The following is a 17,153-nucleotide window of genomic DNA, read 5'->3' as shown; positions in this document are numbered from 1 at the left end:
CTCATTCACTCCCTTTTAGCGTCGTAATTGTCACATGTTCTTTAATATCTTCAATGGCTTTGTATGAGGCTAAATCATCGTTAAAAGCAGTCGCTGTCCCCGCAGAAACCGCTTGTTTAAACGCGTTTTCAATCGTCAATCCTGTTTCAAGACCAGCTATCATGCCTGCAACAGTGCTATCACCGGAACCAACTGTATTGACAACTTGACCATGAGGTACTGACGCTTTCAAACTATGTTTATGATCAACATAAATTGCGCCCTCACCACCAAGTGACACAATCACAGATGATGCTCCTTGTTTCATAATTTCTTGTGCGTAATAGATAACATCTTCGTCAGAATTGATTGATGTATCAAACATCACTTCTAATTCATGTTTGTTCGGTTTAATAAATAGTGGGTTGTATTTTAATACAGATTCCACTAAATCTTTTTCAGCATCTACGACTAATCGAGCACCTGTTTGTTTTATGATTTTTGCAATTTGTTCATAAGCATCTTTAGGGACGCTTTTCGGTATACTTCCTGCCACGACTACTATATCTTTTTTTGAAGTTTGTTTAAGTTGTCTGAGTAGATTTTCAAATTGTGTTTGAGAAATATTTGGACCTGGTGCATTTATTTCTGTTTCATCACCAATTTTCAGTTTTACATTAATCCGCGTATCTTCATCTATCTCTATAAAATCAGTTTGAATACCTGCTTTTTTTAAAGTGTCATCTATAAATTGACCTGGAAATCCACCTGCAAATCCTAAGGCTGTTGAAGGGACATTCAATGTTTTCAATACCCTTGAAACATTGATACCCTTACCTCCAGCAAATTTAAAAGTTTCTGTCGCTCTGTTTAATCCATTTAATTCAAAATCATCAGCAAACATGATGTAATCAATAGAGGGATTAAAAGTTACCGTATAAATCATCGTGTACCTCCAATAAATGTATAATGTTCAGTATATTGCTTAAATATGTCACTCTCTTTTACTTTTTTAGAAGTAACAATGCTAACTTGTGTTTCGACAGGCACATGTGCAAAATACACCTTGTCGTATTTATCATGATCAGCTAAAACATACGCTTTCGAACCTAAATATATCGCGTGTTTTTTAATAATTGCTTCTTGCTCGTCTGGTGTAGTTAAACCATATTTTAAATCAATACCGTTCATACCAAGGAATACTTTATCAAAACGATAGCTTTTCAACGTTTCAAGTGCGCTAGCACCTACTGTCGCATATGTTGTCGATTTAATTTCTCCACCTAAAATAAATGTACGTATACCATGTTTAATTAACTCTTCGACATGCGTCAAACCACTTGTTACTACAATGATATTTTGTGCATCAATATAAGGAATCATCTCAAGTGTAGTTGAACCAGCATCTATAAAAATACATTCATTGTCTTCTATTTCTAGTGCTGCTAATCGAGCAATTTCTTGTTTTTCCTTTAAATTTGTACCGCGTTTATCTGCCAAATTAGGTTCTAAAATAGATGATTCATTAAGCATTGCCCCACCGTGTACTCTTTTCAACTTCCCAATTTTTTGTAATTTGGATAAATCTCGGCGAATTGTAGAAGCACTACATCCAGTTCGATCTATTAATTCTTGCAAGGTTAAAAAATCTTTTTTTGACAATTCAGTCAATATGAGCTCCTGGCGCTTTTCTGTAATCATCCCTTCACCTCATTTCATTTTCATTATAATGGTTGCGCTTTCTTTTTTCAATCATTTATTGTCAAAAACAATCAAAAACAATCATATATAACTAATAAAATTTGATGATTGACCCTTTTATAAATAATTATGCTCCATAACTATGTATTAATAACCATTTTGAGTATCTTGATAATACATCTCATTACGTTATAATGCACAATGTATAATACAATCTTTTTTATTCCACATATTTCTTACGAGGAGTGCCGTGAAGTTATGCAAAAATCATCTATAGTAAAATGGGAAAGACGAATCAGAATTAGTACCGCAATTATCTTTGCTATTTTAATGATGCTCAATATATACATAAGTGAAAAATTCAAAACTGATTTTGTGTTTTTTCAAACTTTGATAATATATATTTTGTTGTTTTTTCAAATGGCGTTTAACCTGTTACAATTTATTAGTCAAACATCCGACAAATATATACGAATGACCATGATTTTACTCTATACATATGCATATATTAGTAACTTTATCGCACTACTTATATTACTGTTACTCCCAATAGAATCTATGTTTGTTCTAACGATGGCTCTCACATTTTTTACATTGAGCCTTACGTTTTTAATGATTGTAGAACGTCAATTTAAAAAACGCATAAAAAAAAGAGTGCAAAATTCGAATAAAGATTCAAATCATTAATACACTCAATTTTATAAAATTACAAAAAATATTTAATTACTTATTGCCTGCTAAATAATCACGAAATGGAATCATGCCTATTTCGTGATTTTATTTATTTTTGCGTTGTTCAATGATGAGTGACGTGCATCACTTTTGCATTGGTGACTTCAACCAAATCATCTACTGCCATTTCAATCTGTATCCCGCGCTCTCCGCCACTAATATAAAGTGAATCTATACTTGTTGCTTGCTCATCAACAACGGTTTCAAATTGCTTTTTCATGCCAATCGGTGAACAACCACCTCTTATATAGCCTGTTACTTTTTTAAGATCATCTAAAGGCATTAATATCAGTTTCTTTTCATTTACCGCATGTGCCGCCGCTTTCATATCTAATGTGTTACTTACCGGAATAATAAACACAAAATGATGATGATCACTATTTTCTAAAACAAGTGTTTTATAAACATACTTATCCTCTATGCCTACTTTATTTGCTACTTCAGTACCATCTATATGTTCATCTGAAATTTCATAAATATTGACACTATAGTTTATCTTTTGACGATCTAACATTCGCATAGCATTCGTTTTCTTTTGCTTCATTTCGATACCTCATATGATTAAAATGTTTCATGTATATCAAAATATTTTCTATCTATAAAATAACTTGATCACAAATCATTCATCCAGATTAAGTTGCTTAATAAATTGCGTTAACGCCGCTTTCATTTCTTGGTCTTTTAAAGCGAATTCGATTGTAGTTTTAACGAAACCTAATTTTTCACCAACATCATAACGCTCACCTTCAAAATCATAGGCATAGACTTGGCTTTCCTTATTCATTCTTTCAATAGCGTCTGTCAGTTGAATCTCCCCACCAGCACCTTTACCTTGATTTGCTAAATATTCAAAAATATCAGGTGTTAACACATAACGCCCCATAATTGCTAGATTTGAAGGTGCAGTTCCTTGTTTTGGTTTTTCTACAAATTGATTCACTTCATATTGACGTCCGCTTTTACTTAATGGGTCAATAATACCGTAACGATGCGTATCGTTTTCATCCACTTCTTGAACACCGATTACGGATTTACCAGTTTCTTCATATGTATTCATCAATTGTTTGATGGCTGGCTGTGTAGATTCAACAATATCATCACCTAATAATACGGCAAAAGGTTCATCCCCAATAAATTGACGCGCTGAATAAATCGCATGTCCTAAGCCTTTCTGTTCTTTTTGTCTTACATAAAAAATATTAGCAAGTTCGGTAGAGTAATTCACTTTTTCTAATAAATCAGTTTTTCCTTTTTCTTCTAAAATCATTTCTAATTCTTTTTGATTATCAAAATGATCTTCAATTGCTCGTTTATGTTTACCAGTCACAATTATAATGTCTTCAATACCAGCACGAGCCGCTTCCTCAACAATGTATTGAATCGTTGGTTTATCTAAAATTGGTAGCATTTCTTTTGGCATAGCTTTTGTTGCCGGAAGAAATCTTGTACCTAATCCTGCTGCAGGTATAATTGCTTTTTTTATTTTTTTCAAAACATTCATCCTTTTCAATTTTTAATAATTTAATATTCATCAAAATATAAATCAGTTTAGTCTTAATATAATAATAACATCCATACATTTAACTTTATACTTTTTTATGATACTAAAAAACATTCAACTTCAATAGAATCTAAAAGTTGAATGTTTTTATTTCCCTATTTTAATGCAGGTTGACGTATGACATCACCCAATTTATTCACAATAACTTTATATTCTTTGTTTGCTGCCGCATCATAAAATGTATAGGACATACCTTGCTTTGAAGTTTGAACTTTTTTCAAGGTAGCATTATTTCCTAGTGCATCTTTTGCATATTTTTGAGCAATTACTTCTGATTCATGAGGCGATATTCTCGGTTTGTCTTGGTCTTGATGTTTTTGAACTTGATAAGCATCATCAAATATTCTTGCCTCATTATTTTGATCTACAGTGATTCTATAATATGTTTTGGGATGTTGCTTATTTTCGAAAGTAAAAATATAGTAATAAGTTCCCTCACATGTACTATCAATACCATAGTCATTATATTTATTTTCAGAATGGTTATCATTGTCTACCATTTTTTTCGCTTTATTTAGCGCTTCTGAAAATTGAGGCAAATTGATTTCTCCAGCCTCTTTATCATTCAAATCATGCGTTGCTAATTTTGCTATCGGCTCATGGTTTTTTGCATTATATGGCTTTTCTTTTTGCGCGTCATGCTTTTTATCGTTCGGCACGTTTGATTCGAAGTCTGTTTTTTCCGCGCTTGCTTTGGATTGAACAGTATTATTAGTATCGGAATAACTCGATATCGTTTCATGTACTTTGGCTAGCACTTGTTGATTAGTAACTAATACTAATAAAAATATGAAGCAGCATGTTAATAGAAAAGCCAATATTGATAATAGTAAATTCTTCAACTTTATCCCCTTAATCATCTCTCTTTAATAATCACAACAACATATTATCACAAATATTTAACAAAAAACTTATATAGACTACAATTTAAAACAATTGTAATTTCTGTAACATGAATATTACGTATGCAACTTAATTTAATATTCGTGTCATATTTGAAATTATAAATGAATAAATACAGCCCCTTTTTAAACCAATTAGGAGTATTAACATGACAAATCAACATATTTCTAAAGTTTGAATTGCTTTATTTTTCAAATTAAAAAGGAGTAAAATATGAAATTAAATTGGTAACTCCAATCTCATATCTTACTCCTTTAATATTAGTTTATTTGTGAGAAATCTAAATTATCTTTTATAGAATAGTGACTTATTTTCTCATGTCATATATAGCATTTCGTTTTAAGCATCGTAACTTGTCTGCGTTATTAATTTTATGATTTTTTTAGACGATTTCGAATTGATTTCTCAATAAATATTACTATCATACCAATAAACATTACTAATATTGCCATATAAAGTGGGAATTCAAAGTTAATATCGTATAATGTACCAGCTACTAATGGTCCTATAAAATTCCCCATGCTTGTGAAGGTCGAGTTTAATCCACCAGCAAATCCTTGGCGATTTCCAGCAATATTAGAAAAATAATTCGTAATTGCTGGTCGAATCATATCAAATCCAATAAATACTATAAAACTAATAATCATAATTGACCAGTAATTATGCATAAATGTCAACGCAAGTAATATAATTGCTGAATAAAGTAATGCATAAGTAATGAAAATAAGTTCTTCAAAGTATTTCATAAACTTATCAAAGAAAAACACTTGGAATATCGCACCAAAAATGCCTCCACCAGTAATTGCAAAGGAGATATCTATAGGTGAATAGTGTGCTTTATCAGCTGTATATAAAGGGAATAATGTTTCGAACGCCGACAAACCAAATGCGAGTACAAGTGTTAAAATAACTGGAGTGAGAAACACTTTCCAATTTATTTTAGACAATAATTCAGGTTGATAATGTGTAAAACCATCTTGCGTTTCGTTTTTTGGATTTTTAATTAAAGTGATAGATAATATAAGCGCTATCACACCGCTTGTACCAGCCACATAAAACGGTAATCTATGTGAAACTTCTGCTAGTAATCCACCTAAACCAGGCCCTAAAATGAAACCTGAATTAATGATTGCAGACATATAACCAAAATTCTTCGCTTTATCTCTTCCGATAGAAATATCAGCAATCATCCCTGTAACACCAGGCATAACCATTCCAGCACTAAACCCACCTAATATTCTAGAAACGATTAGTAGAGAAAACGTGTGGCTTGCGGCAAATAAGAATTCTGAAATCGCAAAAAGTGCAAGCCCTATACAAATAATTAATTTTTTACCTAATTTATCTGCAAGCGTACCACCAAATGGTGAAATAATCATTTGTGCGAGTGCAAAGACCGCAACAAGAATTCCTAGGTCACTACCTTTTAAACCTAAATCTTTTAAGTATACGGGTAACACTGGTACAACCAAACCGATACCTAAAAAGACTAAAAAGATATTAAAATATAAAATATAAAATTGTTTATTCACGTTTCTCACTCCATTCTTATACACATTTTTTAATCATCTTGTTTTGAATCGTTAATTTAGAGGAATGCATAATATTAGAACATTCTATAACATTTTCCTATAGAAAAACAATAGAAAAACAATAGAAAAACTTACATTTTCAAACACTATTATACATCTCATAAATAATTAATTGTATAATGATATTAACGTATTAATTTGAATGGAGGTTTTCAAATGGTATATCAAGTAGATGGCAATACTATCGTATTAGTTCTAGAGCAAGGTGAAGATATTGTTGAAGCTGTAACGGATATTGCTCGTGAGCAAAACGGTAAATTTGGAACGGTTAGTGGTATTGGAGCTTGTGACGACGTAGAATTAAATTTCTATAATTTAGAAACTAAAACCTATGAAAAAAAGGAAATTAAAGAACCTTTAGAATTAATTAGCCTGTTAGGTAATATTTCTCATATTGATGAAAAGCCGTTTGCACATTTACATGCAACTTTTGGTACTAACCAATATGAAACATTAAGCGGTCATTTAACAAAAGCAGTTGTATCTGCTACTGCAGAAATCGTCATTACAATGACAAACCTAGATATAAATCGTAAACACAATGCAGACATAGGCTTGAATTTATTAGACTTGTAAATTGTTGGTGTCCATTTAACAATAATGAATCATTAGTCCATAAAAACATTTACTGTGTTTAACTTCAAAAAATACAATTTATATATAGGCCAGGAATTATTTGTATACATTTAAACTATCTTAGTCAAAACACATGAACATTATTTGCTCTTGCTAAAGCATAAACGTTAATTTCTATTGAAATTAGATAGAAATTAACGTTTTTTCTGTATATACATTCTTTTAATATTGCCAACTAGCACACTTCAATTATTTTTGTACTAACATTTATCGATTACCATTTTGAAACGTCTTGACGCTCTGAGTTTGAATTTGTGAGAAATTACAACTCCAAATCATACTAATAAGCTTTAAAAGTAAACAACCTCATTGCTCAAAAACGGAAAATTTATAAATAATGTATATTAACTCAAATGCTTTATATTTACTTTGTTTTGAAAATAGCTATTTATGTATAACTTGTTTTTATTTTTAAAACGTTTTCAATAGGTTCGAATTATGTTTATAATTGAAATTTTCGTTTATAAATTGTATTATGAAAAATCACATTCGTAATTTTATATTGCTGTTCCCTTGATATTGAACTTTTTGAGGGGATTTTTATTTGCTATTTAAAAATTAAACTGCTTCTCATTAACTAAACTTAGTCAATGAGAATATTAAAAATACATTTTCAAACAAAGTCGTATTTTTAACATTAGCTAAAACTGTACCCCCTAAAAATAATTATATGATCATGTGTGTTTATCACATATATAAATCTAAAAGGAAAGTAGGTGTAAGTATCGCCCCTCGTTACATTGCTAGAACAATATTTTTAATATTAATGATTATATCTATTTTCTTTAACCAATTTTATCAATTTATGACACTCAATCTATTCTTAGCATATATTCCATTTGAATTGTGCTTACTATTAAATTTATTTAAACCGAAATATAAATATGAATGGCCATTATTTATCGTTTTTGTACTTATATTTTTATGCATGGTACCCAATACACTATATATGGTTACTGATTTAATACATTTAAATCAATTTACTTTCAATTTTTATCAAGGGCTAATCATCGTTGAATGGATGTATTTTACTTTTTTAGTTGCCGGTGTCTTATTAGCCTTATATTTATTAATTTTAATGTTTGTAGAAATGGAAAATTTTACAACGCATCGTTGGTTCAATAGAACTATTATATTAATAATGATGTTTTTAAATGGCTTAGGTATTTATATCGGACGGTTCTTACGTTTGCATTCTGTTTATATTATCAATGAACCACTTCGAATTTATAGAGAAGTCATCAATCATTTAGATTTTGATGCTTTCCTTTTTGTCATATTACTGGTATTGCTTCAAGTTTTAATTTATACATTTGCGAAAGGAGTACAACATACAAAATGACTTTTAATATTTTAATTTTACTTATTGTACTCGTCATATTTCAGCTAATTATTGGACATTTACTCCATGACATAGGATTTTCATACACAAAAAGCATTCTACTCATGTGTTTACCACTAGGTATCGGTTTATTTTATTTGCAATTATTCTATTACGAACGTAAATATCCTGATTGGCATGTTTCTATTAAAACAAAGTTAAGGTTAAAGTATATGTATATTTTAACTTTTCTTGAGTACGTTGCGGTGTATATCTGTATTTTCAGGATGTAATCACAAATTTAATTATATAACGAAACACCCACAGCAGACTTATTAGCCATGTTGTGGGTGTTTCTTTTTAAAAAAGTTATTTATTTTTTAGCGATTGTTTTACTTGTTGAACAGCATTTGCTGAAATTTGTAATTGTTTTAATTCTTCAGCAGATAGCTCGAGTTCTAAGATACGTTCTATACCATTTTCTCCTAATATTGTAGGGACACCTAAGCAAATATCAGAAAAACCATATTCATTCTCTAAATATGCAATAGAGGGTAATAAACGTTGTTGATCTTTTAAAATTGCTTCCAACATCGTATACACTGCTGAAGCTGGCGCATAATAGGCAGAACCAGTACCTAATAATTCTACTATTTCAGCACCACCTTTTCGAGTACGTTCAATAATTTGGTTAATAGTAGTTTCATCTAATAATTTAGTCAATGGTACACCATTAACATTTGTAGCATTAACTAACGGAAGCATGGTATCTCCATGACCACCTAGTACTAATCCTTTAATATCTTTAATCGAAACGCCTAAAGCTTCCGCTATAAATGTTTGATATCTTGCAGTATCTAAAATACCCGACTGTCCAAGAACGCGTTCTTTAGAGAAACCTGATGCTTTTAAGACCGAATAGGTCATTGCATCAACCGGATTAGTGAGCACTATTATTTTACATTCAGGAGAATATTTAACAATTTCTTTGGTAACATCTTCCATTACTTGTTCATTTATTTTAACCAAATCATCTCTGCTCATTCCAGGCTTGCGTGGCACCCCAGCAGTAATCACAACAATATCCGAGTCTTTTGTATCAGCATAGTCTACTGAGCCTGAAACATTTACATCAAAGCCATAAATTGGACTACTTTGTAATATATCCAGTGCTTTACCTTTAACCTGTCCTTCATTTTTAGGTTGATCAATTAATACTACATCTGCTAATTCATGTTTAGCTATAATAAAAGCTAATGTAGATCCTGTATTGCCAGCACCTATAATAGAAACCTTTTGTTTTGTCATAATATCATCCCCTTATAATGATAGATAAGTGAATTGTCTTAGTATGCTTGAATTACATTTCTCAATTATTGCGTTAGTGGGACTTATGCATGAATCTCAATCCTAGTCAACTTTGGCAAAGTGTGCACATACAATCAATTTGAATAAATTTAAGTGCTATCTCACACCATAAGATGTTAATAAGTAAACCATTCTTTAGTAGCTACTAAAATATTGTTCGAATTCGCAAAGCTTATGCTTAATTTTGCTTATGCTTTCGTTGACGTTTCAACCACTTCCAAATAATAAAAATAACTAAAATAATAAGTACGATATAAATCATTTTAGAGTAAATATCCATATAGTGCACAATCACATGCCAATTGCTACCAACTGTTTGTCCTAAATAAATTAAAACGATATTCCAAATCAATGTACCAATTGTTGTAAATAATAAAAACAAAGGCATATTCATGCGTGTTAAACCAGCAGGAATTGAAATTAAACTTCTTAAAAGAGGTACAAATCTACAGAAAAATATCGTCCAATAACCGTATCGCTCGAACCAATGCAGTGTTTTATCTAAATCACATCTTTTTACTCGTATTATTTTTCCATAACGATCTACAATTTTATATAAATTTCTTTCTCCTATCCAAGCACCTATGCCATAAAGAGCAATCGCTCCAACAATAGATCCTACAGTTGATGTAAGTGTTACACCAATAAAACTCAAGTTTGAGTGTGTAGTCATAAAACCACCAAACGTTAAGATGATTTCAGAAGGTATAGGAGGGAAGATATTTTCTAAAAATATCAGAAAAGCAATTCCCCAGTAACCAAATTGTTCCATAAAATGAGTGATCCATTGCTCCATGTATGCCCTCCTACTACTTATTTAGATCAAGTAATATTGTACATTATAGTAAATTATTTGATTTAGCATATAAATACATCGTCATTCCAAATAGTGCTAATGACATTAAGGTTAAGATAATTGCTAAGACCATCACACGTTTATAATGCTTTATAAACGCCACAAACAATATCCCACCATTGTATAAAAAGAACAGACCAAACAATGCCATCATGACATTTATGTCAGGATATACTATGTTTAATAAAGCAATTACTATTGCAAAACCTAAAAAAGGAAAGTTAATAAAATTGCGTTGAAATCTAAACTGATCTCTATGATGTTGTTCATTCTGAATACTCATGCTCTACGCTCCTTCTAATTATAATCTAAGGAATATCATGACCTAAGGAAGCTGTATAAATATCAAACCATTCTTGGTCAGTTAACGTTATTGTCATACCTTGTAATGCTTCATCAATACGATTAATCTTTTGCGTGCCTAACACCGGCATAATTGACGCTGGATGTTTTTTTAACCAAGACATTATAATTGCAGTTGTCGTAACGTTATACTTTTGTGCCAATGGAGATATAATCGCTGTGATTCTTGCTGATTTTTCGTCTTCAAGATCAAACAGTTTCCCTCCAGCCAACGGACTCCATGACATAATTTTAACATCATCTTTGTACATATAGTTAATGGTTCCATCTTCAATCGCATCTAATGTATAAGGAGAAACTTCTAATTGATTTAAAGTAATATGTAATTTATCACAAACTAAGCATTTACTTAATAAATCATACTGAGATTTGTTGAAATTTGACACACCGAACGATTTGATTTTCCCTTCTTTAACTAAAGATTTAACAGCTTCAGTGATTTCGTGAGGATCCATTAACGGAGATGGTCTATGAATCAATAATGAATCTAACTGTTCTACTTGCAATTGTTTAAGCGAACGTTCCACAGTTTCTCTGATATGTTTTTTACTGTGATCGTATCGATGTCCATTTGCTGCCGTCAAATGCTCTGATGGCAATACAATGCCACATTTAGAAACGATTTCAAGATGCTCCCGTAGATTAGGTGATAATTTAAGCGCTTCTCCAAAAATCCCTTCACAACTATAATCCCCGTATATATCTGCATGATCCATAGTAGTAATTCCACGCTCGACTAATTCATTAATATAGTAATTTAATTGTTGTGGTGTCCAATCCCAATCTTTTGCTCTCCAAAACCCTTGTATTACATTTGAAAAGGATACATGTTGGTTAATTTTCACTCTTTCCATAATGAATCAAACCCCTTCTTCAGTACATTAATTTAAATTAGGTAAATTGTAGCATATCTAATTGATTTCGTAGTTGATTTATATCTAATTGTTCACCAATCATAACAATCGTTAAGGGTACTTCTTTATCAATCGTTTGATAATCTGGTAATCCAAACGCATATTGAAATTCATAAATATCGTTGGGCATATCTTTAAATTTTACATATCCCTTTAATCTTAGAACATTATCTGGCAACCGTAAAATAAATTGATAAAATAATTGTCTATGAATAGGTCCAGAAAAATGATAATGTAGACGATTTATCCCATAATGATGTACATGGTTATTTATATTCATTTGGTTTCCATTTTCAACCAGAGCAATTTGATTCATATCCATATCTGCATATGTAGTAAAATATTTGGATGCTGTTGGATTAATTTTGCGGATTGCTTCATCAAGCTCATGTGTATGATTATCAATGAGATCCATTTTGTTCATCACTATGTCATGGCATACAGATAATTGTTCTTCCATCAATTGAATTGTATGGTTTGTATATTGAAAACGATTTAAGAAGCGAGGCCCATCCACCAAGCCTACTACTGTAGGTTGAGCGACTTGTTCAATAATTTCAGGATCCTGGCATGCTGCAATAATTTCAATTGGATGTGCTAAACCTGTCGCCTCAATTATTATATGGCGCATTGCACTTTTGCTTAGAAAATGTTTTAATTGTTTTATTAAATCTAGTTGCAAATCACAACATACGCAACCATTTAATATTGACGCAACCTCAATATCATCGCTAATAGCATAGCTATCTATATCTAAATTACCGTATTCGTTTACGATTACACTTGGGTTTTCATTGTTTTTTTGTAAATATTTTACATATTTACTAAGAAAAGTTGTTTTACCACTCCCTAAAAATCCTGTGATAATCGTAATTCGGGTTTTTTGATTGTTAATATTTTTCATATACTCACTCATTTCATAAATAAAATGTTTGCGTAAAACTTTAATTATTCTTATAATTAACCTTTCACTTGATAAAATGTTGACTTTCTTCTAAACTTTATACATACTTTATTTTAGCATGGCACAGTGTGAAAGTATGCTTGAGGAAGTGTTACACAACAATAGACGGATTCAAATCCGATAACAGAAAGAACAAAACGGATAGAATGTCTGGAGGAGAACTTTATGTCTGAACCACTTAATTTAAAGGATCAATTATGTTTCAGTTTGTATAATGCTCAAAGACAAGTAAATCGCTACTACTCTAACAATGTCTTTAAAAAATACAAATTGACATATCCACAGTTTTTAGTTTTAACAATCTTATGGGCTGACTCACCTGTTAATGTGAAAAAAGTCGTAACTGAATTAGCACTTGATACAGGTACTGTATCTCCATTACTAAAAAGAATGGAGCAAGTTGATTTAATTAAACGTGAACGTTCTGAAGTAGATCAACGTGAAGTGTTTATCCACTTAACAGATAAAAGTGAAGCAATTCGACCTGAATTGGACACAGCATGTCAAGATGTGGCAGTTGCATCTTCACTTAGCGCAGAAGAAAACAAAGAACTAAATCGATTACTTTCAAAAGTAATTAATGCCTTTACAGAAGAAAAAGCAAAATAATGCTAAATTCTAAATGTTAAGGTTAAACACTATGAAATTGATTAATTAAATATATTGATTTAAAGCTAGAGTCTAGGACATTATTGATTTGTCCTAGGCTCTAGTTTATTTTAAAGCCCCACTTCTCAATTTATTGAGTTAGTGGGGCTTATGCATGAGCTACAGCTCAGGTTTTCGCTTTAAATCTTTAACATTTTCCATTTACAAATCAAGTACTTATATTGCTGTCTTTTGTTAAAAAGTCACACTTGATTTAACGTGACCATTTGATATAAATAGCCTTTATTTGATAGTAACGATTGGTAATCTCCTTGTTCTATGATTTTACCGTCAACCATAACCACGATTTTATCAAATTTTGGTAGTAATCGTAAATCATGTGTTGCCACGATTAGTGTTTGAGATTGCTTGTGAATTTCATCCATCACATGATTCGTATGATAAATATCTAACGCTGTTGTAGGCTCGTCCAACACCCAAATCGGAGCTTCTTTCAATAATAATCTTGCAATACCCATTCGTTGAATCTCACCGCCAGACAGTGTATTACCTGAAAGTGTGATGTGTCTATCTAATTCAATGTGCGATAAACCTAGTGTATCAAAAACTTCTTTGATTACTGCATCATCTTTATCAGTAAATAAATTATCACGTACTGTACCATCAAATAACTGTTGTGACTGTAACAGAGCATTAATCGAACTGTATTTATTTGAATCTAAAAGGGTTGTAATATCTTGATTATTTATTAAAACCACACCATTTTCACTTTGATAAAGTCCCAATATTAACTGTAATAAGGTACTCTTACCTGAGCCAGAAGGTCCAATAATTGCTACATGTTCACCTTCATGCACCCGTAATTTCACTTCTTTTAAAGTGTAATTCGATTGATTCCAATATTTAAAATCAACATTTTTAACTTCTACGAAAGGTTGATGCACATCACTTTCTAGTGATAGTGGTTGATTGCCTTGTTGCATTGGGTGAGCAATAACTTCATTAATATTGCTCAATGCTTCATCCGTCTCGGCTTTATAATAAGCCACATTACTCATAGGGATTGCTTGTTCGAATAATGTTAACATCATCAAAACAATACTTGTTAAGTAAACAACATCTAATTGTTGATTTTGCACTTGTATAACACCTAAATATAAAGTTGCAAATAAAGCAATCATTGAAACCAGATTCAAACTATATTCATACAATGATAAGAATCGTTGCTCTTTTGCTTGTGCTTGTTCATACTGATTCAATTGATTTAACACCCGATGTTGATAATATGCTGTTTGGTCAAATCTTGCAAGTTCTTGATACCCTTCTTTATAATCGTAAAATTGATTTAAAAATTGGTCTTGTACACGATTAACATCTCTTTTTAATAATTGTGCTTTTTTCGCGCTTAACCAAGGGATTAAAACCAATGTTATCAACATACTTAAAAAGATGATAATTGCATGAACAAATGAAAAATAAAACGTCACAACCATTGCAATCATCGCCGTTAAACCAATGACTACTGGCGGATAATAAACTCTTAAATAAATATTTTGTAGTGCTTCTACGCTACCAACCATGCGTCCAAGTAAATCACTTGATTTAAATTTTCTATACACATCTGGCACGACAGGTATAATATGTTTGAAGAATTGTACTCTCACATTTCTCAACATAGTAAATGTGGCTCTGTGAGACAGTAATCTTTCAATATATCTTGCAACAGCACGTATAAACCCAAACATTTTAACAGAAACAATTAAAACCATTAATGCAAACAATGGTGCCCCTAATGCACTTTGCGTCACCATATAACCACTCAAGAAAAACATGCTTAATGCAGTTAAACTGCCCAATATACCTACAATAATAGATAAAACCAAATCTTTATCTACCTTAAATTGAATATGTGGTCTCAACAAAAGTCACCACCTTTATACGCATTTTTCTCGATTACTTTTATAGCTTCAACGGAACCTTCATTAATTTTTATACGTCTATCTGCGTTTTTTAGTGTATTTTCTCTATGTGCGATGGTGATGATCGTCGTATTTTCAAACTTTCTGTTTATCACAGATTGAATGACATGCTCTGTTTGTACATCTAATCCCGTAGCAGGCTCATCGAATATCAGTACATCAGGTTGTAATAATAATAACCGTGACAGTTCAATTCTTCGCATCTGCCCTCCAGATAGCATTTCTCCACCTTCACCAATCCAAGTATCAATACCATTTTCTAACGCATTGACAACATGTTTTAAGTTAACATCGTAAAGCGCTTCTAAAATTTTATCTTTTTCAATTTTTTGGAACATTGTCATATTATCTCTTATAGACGCATTAAAAATATAGGGATGCTGACTCAAAAAACCAATTTTTAACTGTTGTTTATAAATAACAGAACCATATTGCGGTTTAAAATGTTGTGCTATAACTTGAGCTAAAGTAGATTTTCCAGCTCCACTATTTCCAATTAATGCAATATGTTCCCCTTCATAAATACTAATGTTGATATCTTCCAAAGCATGTTGCTGTGCATCATTGTATTTATAATATATATGCTCAAGCTGTATTAATGGCTTTTGATAACTATTCGTTTGCACTTGTGGTTTCACATAACCTTCTTGTCGATCTAATAAATCGAAGACAACATCACTTGAGCCTTCACTTTGCTTTCCAGTATGAAAAGATTGACCTAAATCTTTAATAGCATTATAAAATTCCGGTGCTAATATAATTGCTATGGCTGCTGTTTTAAAATCTATACTATTAAATAATATTAATCCTAACCCCGCTTCTAAAGCAACAAGGCCAATTCCAAGCATACTGATAAACTCTAACATCAAACCTGATAAAAAAGCACTTCTTAAAATACGCATTGTTAAATTTCGAAATGTTGTACTTTCTTCATATAAAGATTGTTCTGTAGCTTCTGTTTTATTAAATAGTTTGAGAGTAATCAAACCCTTTATTTTATTTAAAAATTGTTGACTAAATTGATTTAAATAAGTCATTTTATCTTTTGACTCATCACGTGTTTTCAACCCAAAAATGATATAAAACATTGGTATAAATGGTGCTGTAACAATCATGATTAAAGCCGTGTTTAAATGTATGAAACACATTGCAATAATGATAAATAGTGGTATCATCATAGACTTAAAAACTTGAGGAAAGTAACTATTAAAGAATGGTGCTATACCATCTATATTTTCAGTCAATGTATTAATTTGAACACCAATAGGTTCTGAAGATTTATTTAAAATCAATTGACGTCGTAAATCATATTTAACGCGAGAAGACATACGATTACCTATCATTTGATTTATTGTGTTAAATGTCGCTCTTGCTAATAAAACAATTAATGTCACTAGTAGTAAAATTAACAAATCTTGATGTGTATGACGTAACATTGCATTTAAAATTTCTGCAATAGCAATGTTCTGAATGACTACAGTAATCGCTAATATTGTACTGATTACAAACATTAATATCGGATAAATTTTATATTTCATCGCTAAACTTGTTAATCTTTTCACAAATATCACCTGGTTCATATTATAAATGGAATGTATTAAAATGAAATGAATTGGCTCAAAAATTAATACATTTTTATTTACTTAATTCATATTTTTGCCATAATTATAATCAA

General features: G+C 31.1%; 17 protein-coding genes. 4 read left to right on the top strand and 13 right to left on the bottom strand.

Going from position 1 to position 17,153, the window contains the following annotated elements; translation table 11 throughout:
• Nucleotide 1 precedes the first annotated feature (1 nt).
• From pfkB to norA, 6 genes are all read right to left on the bottom strand, one after another.
• A complete protein-coding gene (pfkB, locus tag KA830_RS05115) occupies nucleotides 2–925 on the bottom strand; it encodes a 1-phosphofructokinase (RefSeq protein WP_204180190.1) in 924 nt (307 codons plus the stop codon).
• The gene (locus KA830_RS05110) at nucleotides 922–1,680 is read right to left on the bottom strand and encodes a DeoR/GlpR family DNA-binding transcription regulator (protein ID WP_046207377.1); all 759 of its coding nucleotides are present in this window, start codon (nucleotides 1,678–1,680) and stop codon (nucleotides 922–924) included. Before KA830_RS05110 ends, pfkB begins: the two co-directional genes overlap by 4 nt.
• A gap of 796 nt (nucleotides 1,681–2,476) precedes the next feature.
• Nucleotides 2,477–2,956, bottom strand: a complete 480-nt coding sequence (ybaK, locus tag KA830_RS05105) for a Cys-tRNA(Pro) deacylase (RefSeq protein WP_204180189.1) — start codon at nucleotides 2,954–2,956, stop codon at nucleotides 2,477–2,479.
• 75 nt (nucleotides 2,957–3,031) lie between these two features.
• A complete protein-coding gene (gene galU, locus KA830_RS05100) occupies nucleotides 3,032–3,904 on the bottom strand; it encodes a UTP--glucose-1-phosphate uridylyltransferase GalU (RefSeq protein ID WP_046207374.1) in 873 nt (290 codons plus the stop codon).
• 164 nt (nucleotides 3,905–4,068) lie between these two features.
• A complete protein-coding gene (locus KA830_RS05095; protein ID WP_348634549.1) occupies nucleotides 4,069–4,731 on the bottom strand; it encodes a hypothetical protein in 663 nt (220 codons plus the stop codon).
• A gap of 516 nt (nucleotides 4,732–5,247) precedes the next feature.
• On the bottom strand, nucleotides 5,248–6,408 hold the full coding sequence (gene norA / locus KA830_RS05090; protein ID WP_204180187.1) for a multidrug efflux MFS transporter NorA: 1,161 nt from the start codon (nucleotides 6,406–6,408) through the stop codon (nucleotides 5,248–5,250).
• 216 nt (nucleotides 6,409–6,624) lie between these two features.
• Between norA and KA830_RS05085 the strand changes: the two genes are divergently transcribed.
• From KA830_RS05085 to KA830_RS13665, 3 genes are all read left to right on the top strand, one after another.
• Entirely contained in the window at nucleotides 6,625–7,044 is a 420-nt protein-coding gene (locus KA830_RS05085; protein ID WP_107360218.1) for a PPC domain-containing DNA-binding protein, read from the top strand.
• 736 nt (nucleotides 7,045–7,780) lie between these two features.
• Entirely contained in the window at nucleotides 7,781–8,446 is a 666-nt protein-coding gene (locus KA830_RS05080) for a DUF1361 domain-containing protein (RefSeq protein WP_081357273.1), read from the top strand.
• Nucleotides 8,443–8,718 (top strand): hypothetical protein, encoded by a 276-nt coding sequence (locus KA830_RS13665; RefSeq protein ID WP_239436898.1) that lies wholly within the window; start codon nucleotides 8,443–8,445, stop codon nucleotides 8,716–8,718. Before KA830_RS05080 ends, KA830_RS13665 begins: the two co-directional genes overlap by 4 nt.
• Before the next feature lie 76 nt (nucleotides 8,719–8,794).
• Here KA830_RS13665 and mdh read toward each other — a convergent pair whose 3' ends face one another.
• The 5 genes from mdh to KA830_RS05055 form a co-directional block, all read right to left on the bottom strand.
• On the bottom strand, nucleotides 8,795–9,733 hold the full coding sequence (gene mdh, locus KA830_RS05075; RefSeq protein ID WP_204180186.1) for a malate dehydrogenase: 939 nt from the start codon (nucleotides 9,731–9,733) through the stop codon (nucleotides 8,795–8,797).
• A gap of 238 nt (nucleotides 9,734–9,971) precedes the next feature.
• Entirely contained in the window at nucleotides 9,972–10,589 is a 618-nt protein-coding gene (locus KA830_RS05070; protein ID WP_107360220.1) for a DedA family protein, read from the bottom strand.
• A gap of 43 nt (nucleotides 10,590–10,632) precedes the next feature.
• Nucleotides 10,633–10,932, bottom strand: coding sequence for a hypothetical protein (locus tag KA830_RS05065; RefSeq protein ID WP_046207367.1), 300 nt, complete (start codon nucleotides 10,930–10,932; stop codon nucleotides 10,633–10,635).
• A gap of 25 nt (nucleotides 10,933–10,957) precedes the next feature.
• Complete coding sequence (locus KA830_RS05060) at nucleotides 10,958–11,866, bottom strand: aldo/keto reductase (RefSeq protein ID WP_204180185.1); 909 nt, start codon at nucleotides 11,864–11,866, stop codon at nucleotides 10,958–10,960.
• Between the two features lie 37 nt (nucleotides 11,867–11,903).
• Nucleotides 11,904–12,830 carry a CobW family GTP-binding protein gene (locus tag KA830_RS05055; protein ID WP_070657618.1) on the bottom strand — a complete coding sequence of 309 codons (927 nt, stop codon included), beginning with the start codon at nucleotides 12,828–12,830 and terminating at the stop codon, nucleotides 11,904–11,906.
• Nucleotides 12,831–13,055: 225 nt separating this feature from the next.
• On the opposite strand from KA830_RS05055, the gene mgrA reads away from it, so the two are divergent.
• On the top strand, nucleotides 13,056–13,499 hold the full coding sequence (mgrA, locus tag KA830_RS05050) for a global transcriptional regulator MgrA (RefSeq protein WP_046207364.1): 444 nt from the start codon (nucleotides 13,056–13,058) through the stop codon (nucleotides 13,497–13,499).
• A gap of 242 nt (nucleotides 13,500–13,741) precedes the next feature.
• Here mgrA and cydC read toward each other — a convergent pair whose 3' ends face one another.
• Both cydC and KA830_RS05040 read right to left on the bottom strand, forming a co-directional pair.
• Nucleotides 13,742–15,418 carry a thiol reductant ABC exporter subunit CydC gene (gene cydC / locus KA830_RS05045; RefSeq protein WP_192946467.1) on the bottom strand — a complete coding sequence of 559 codons (1,677 nt, stop codon included), beginning with the start codon at nucleotides 15,416–15,418 and terminating at the stop codon, nucleotides 13,742–13,744.
• On the bottom strand, nucleotides 15,415–17,040 hold the full coding sequence (locus KA830_RS05040) for an ATP-binding cassette domain-containing protein (RefSeq protein WP_204180184.1): 1,626 nt from the start codon (nucleotides 17,038–17,040) through the stop codon (nucleotides 15,415–15,417). The genes cydC and KA830_RS05040 overlap by 4 nt, the downstream gene beginning before the upstream one ends.
• Between the last annotated feature and the right edge of the window lie 113 nt (nucleotides 17,041–17,153).

The sequence above is a fragment of the Staphylococcus sp. GDY8P119P genome (assembly GCF_017892075.1).
In the GTDB taxonomy this organism is placed as follows: domain Bacteria; phylum Bacillota; class Bacilli; order Staphylococcales; family Staphylococcaceae; genus Staphylococcus; species Staphylococcus ureilyticus.
This window is presented reverse-complemented; position numbering and strand designations above follow the sequence as displayed.

Coding starts and splice junctions, on each gene's coding strand:
- KA830_RS05055 (WP_070657618.1), bottom strand. CDS start 12,830: ATGAAAAATATTAACAATCAAAAAACCCGAATTACGATTATCACAGGA.
- pfkB (WP_204180190.1), bottom strand. CDS start 925: ATGATTTATACGGTAACTTTTAATCCCTCTATTGATTACATCATGTTT.
- KA830_RS05085 (WP_107360218.1), top strand. CDS start 6,625: ATGGTATATCAAGTAGATGGCAATACTATCGTATTAGTTCTAGAGCAA.
- KA830_RS05060 (WP_204180185.1), bottom strand. CDS start 11,866: ATGGAAAGAGTGAAAATTAACCAACATGTATCCTTTTCAAATGTAATA.
- mgrA (WP_046207364.1), top strand. CDS start 13,056: ATGTCTGAACCACTTAATTTAAAGGATCAATTATGTTTCAGTTTGTAT.
- ybaK (WP_204180189.1), bottom strand. CDS start 2,956: ATGAAGCAAAAGAAAACGAATGCTATGCGAATGTTAGATCGTCAAAAG.
- KA830_RS05080 (WP_081357273.1), top strand. CDS start 7,781: ATGTGTGTTTATCACATATATAAATCTAAAAGGAAAGTAGGTGTAAGT.
- KA830_RS13665 (WP_239436898.1), top strand. CDS start 8,443: ATGACTTTTAATATTTTAATTTTACTTATTGTACTCGTCATATTTCAG.
- KA830_RS05065 (WP_046207367.1), bottom strand. CDS start 10,932: ATGAGTATTCAGAATGAACAACATCATAGAGATCAGTTTAGATTTCAA.
- mdh (WP_204180186.1), bottom strand. CDS start 9,733: ATGACAAAACAAAAGGTTTCTATTATAGGTGCTGGCAATACAGGATCT.
- KA830_RS05110 (WP_046207377.1), bottom strand. CDS start 1,680: ATGATTACAGAAAAGCGCCAGGAGCTCATATTGACTGAATTGTCAAAA.
- KA830_RS05070 (WP_107360220.1), bottom strand. CDS start 10,589: ATGGAGCAATGGATCACTCATTTTATGGAACAATTTGGTTACTGGGGA.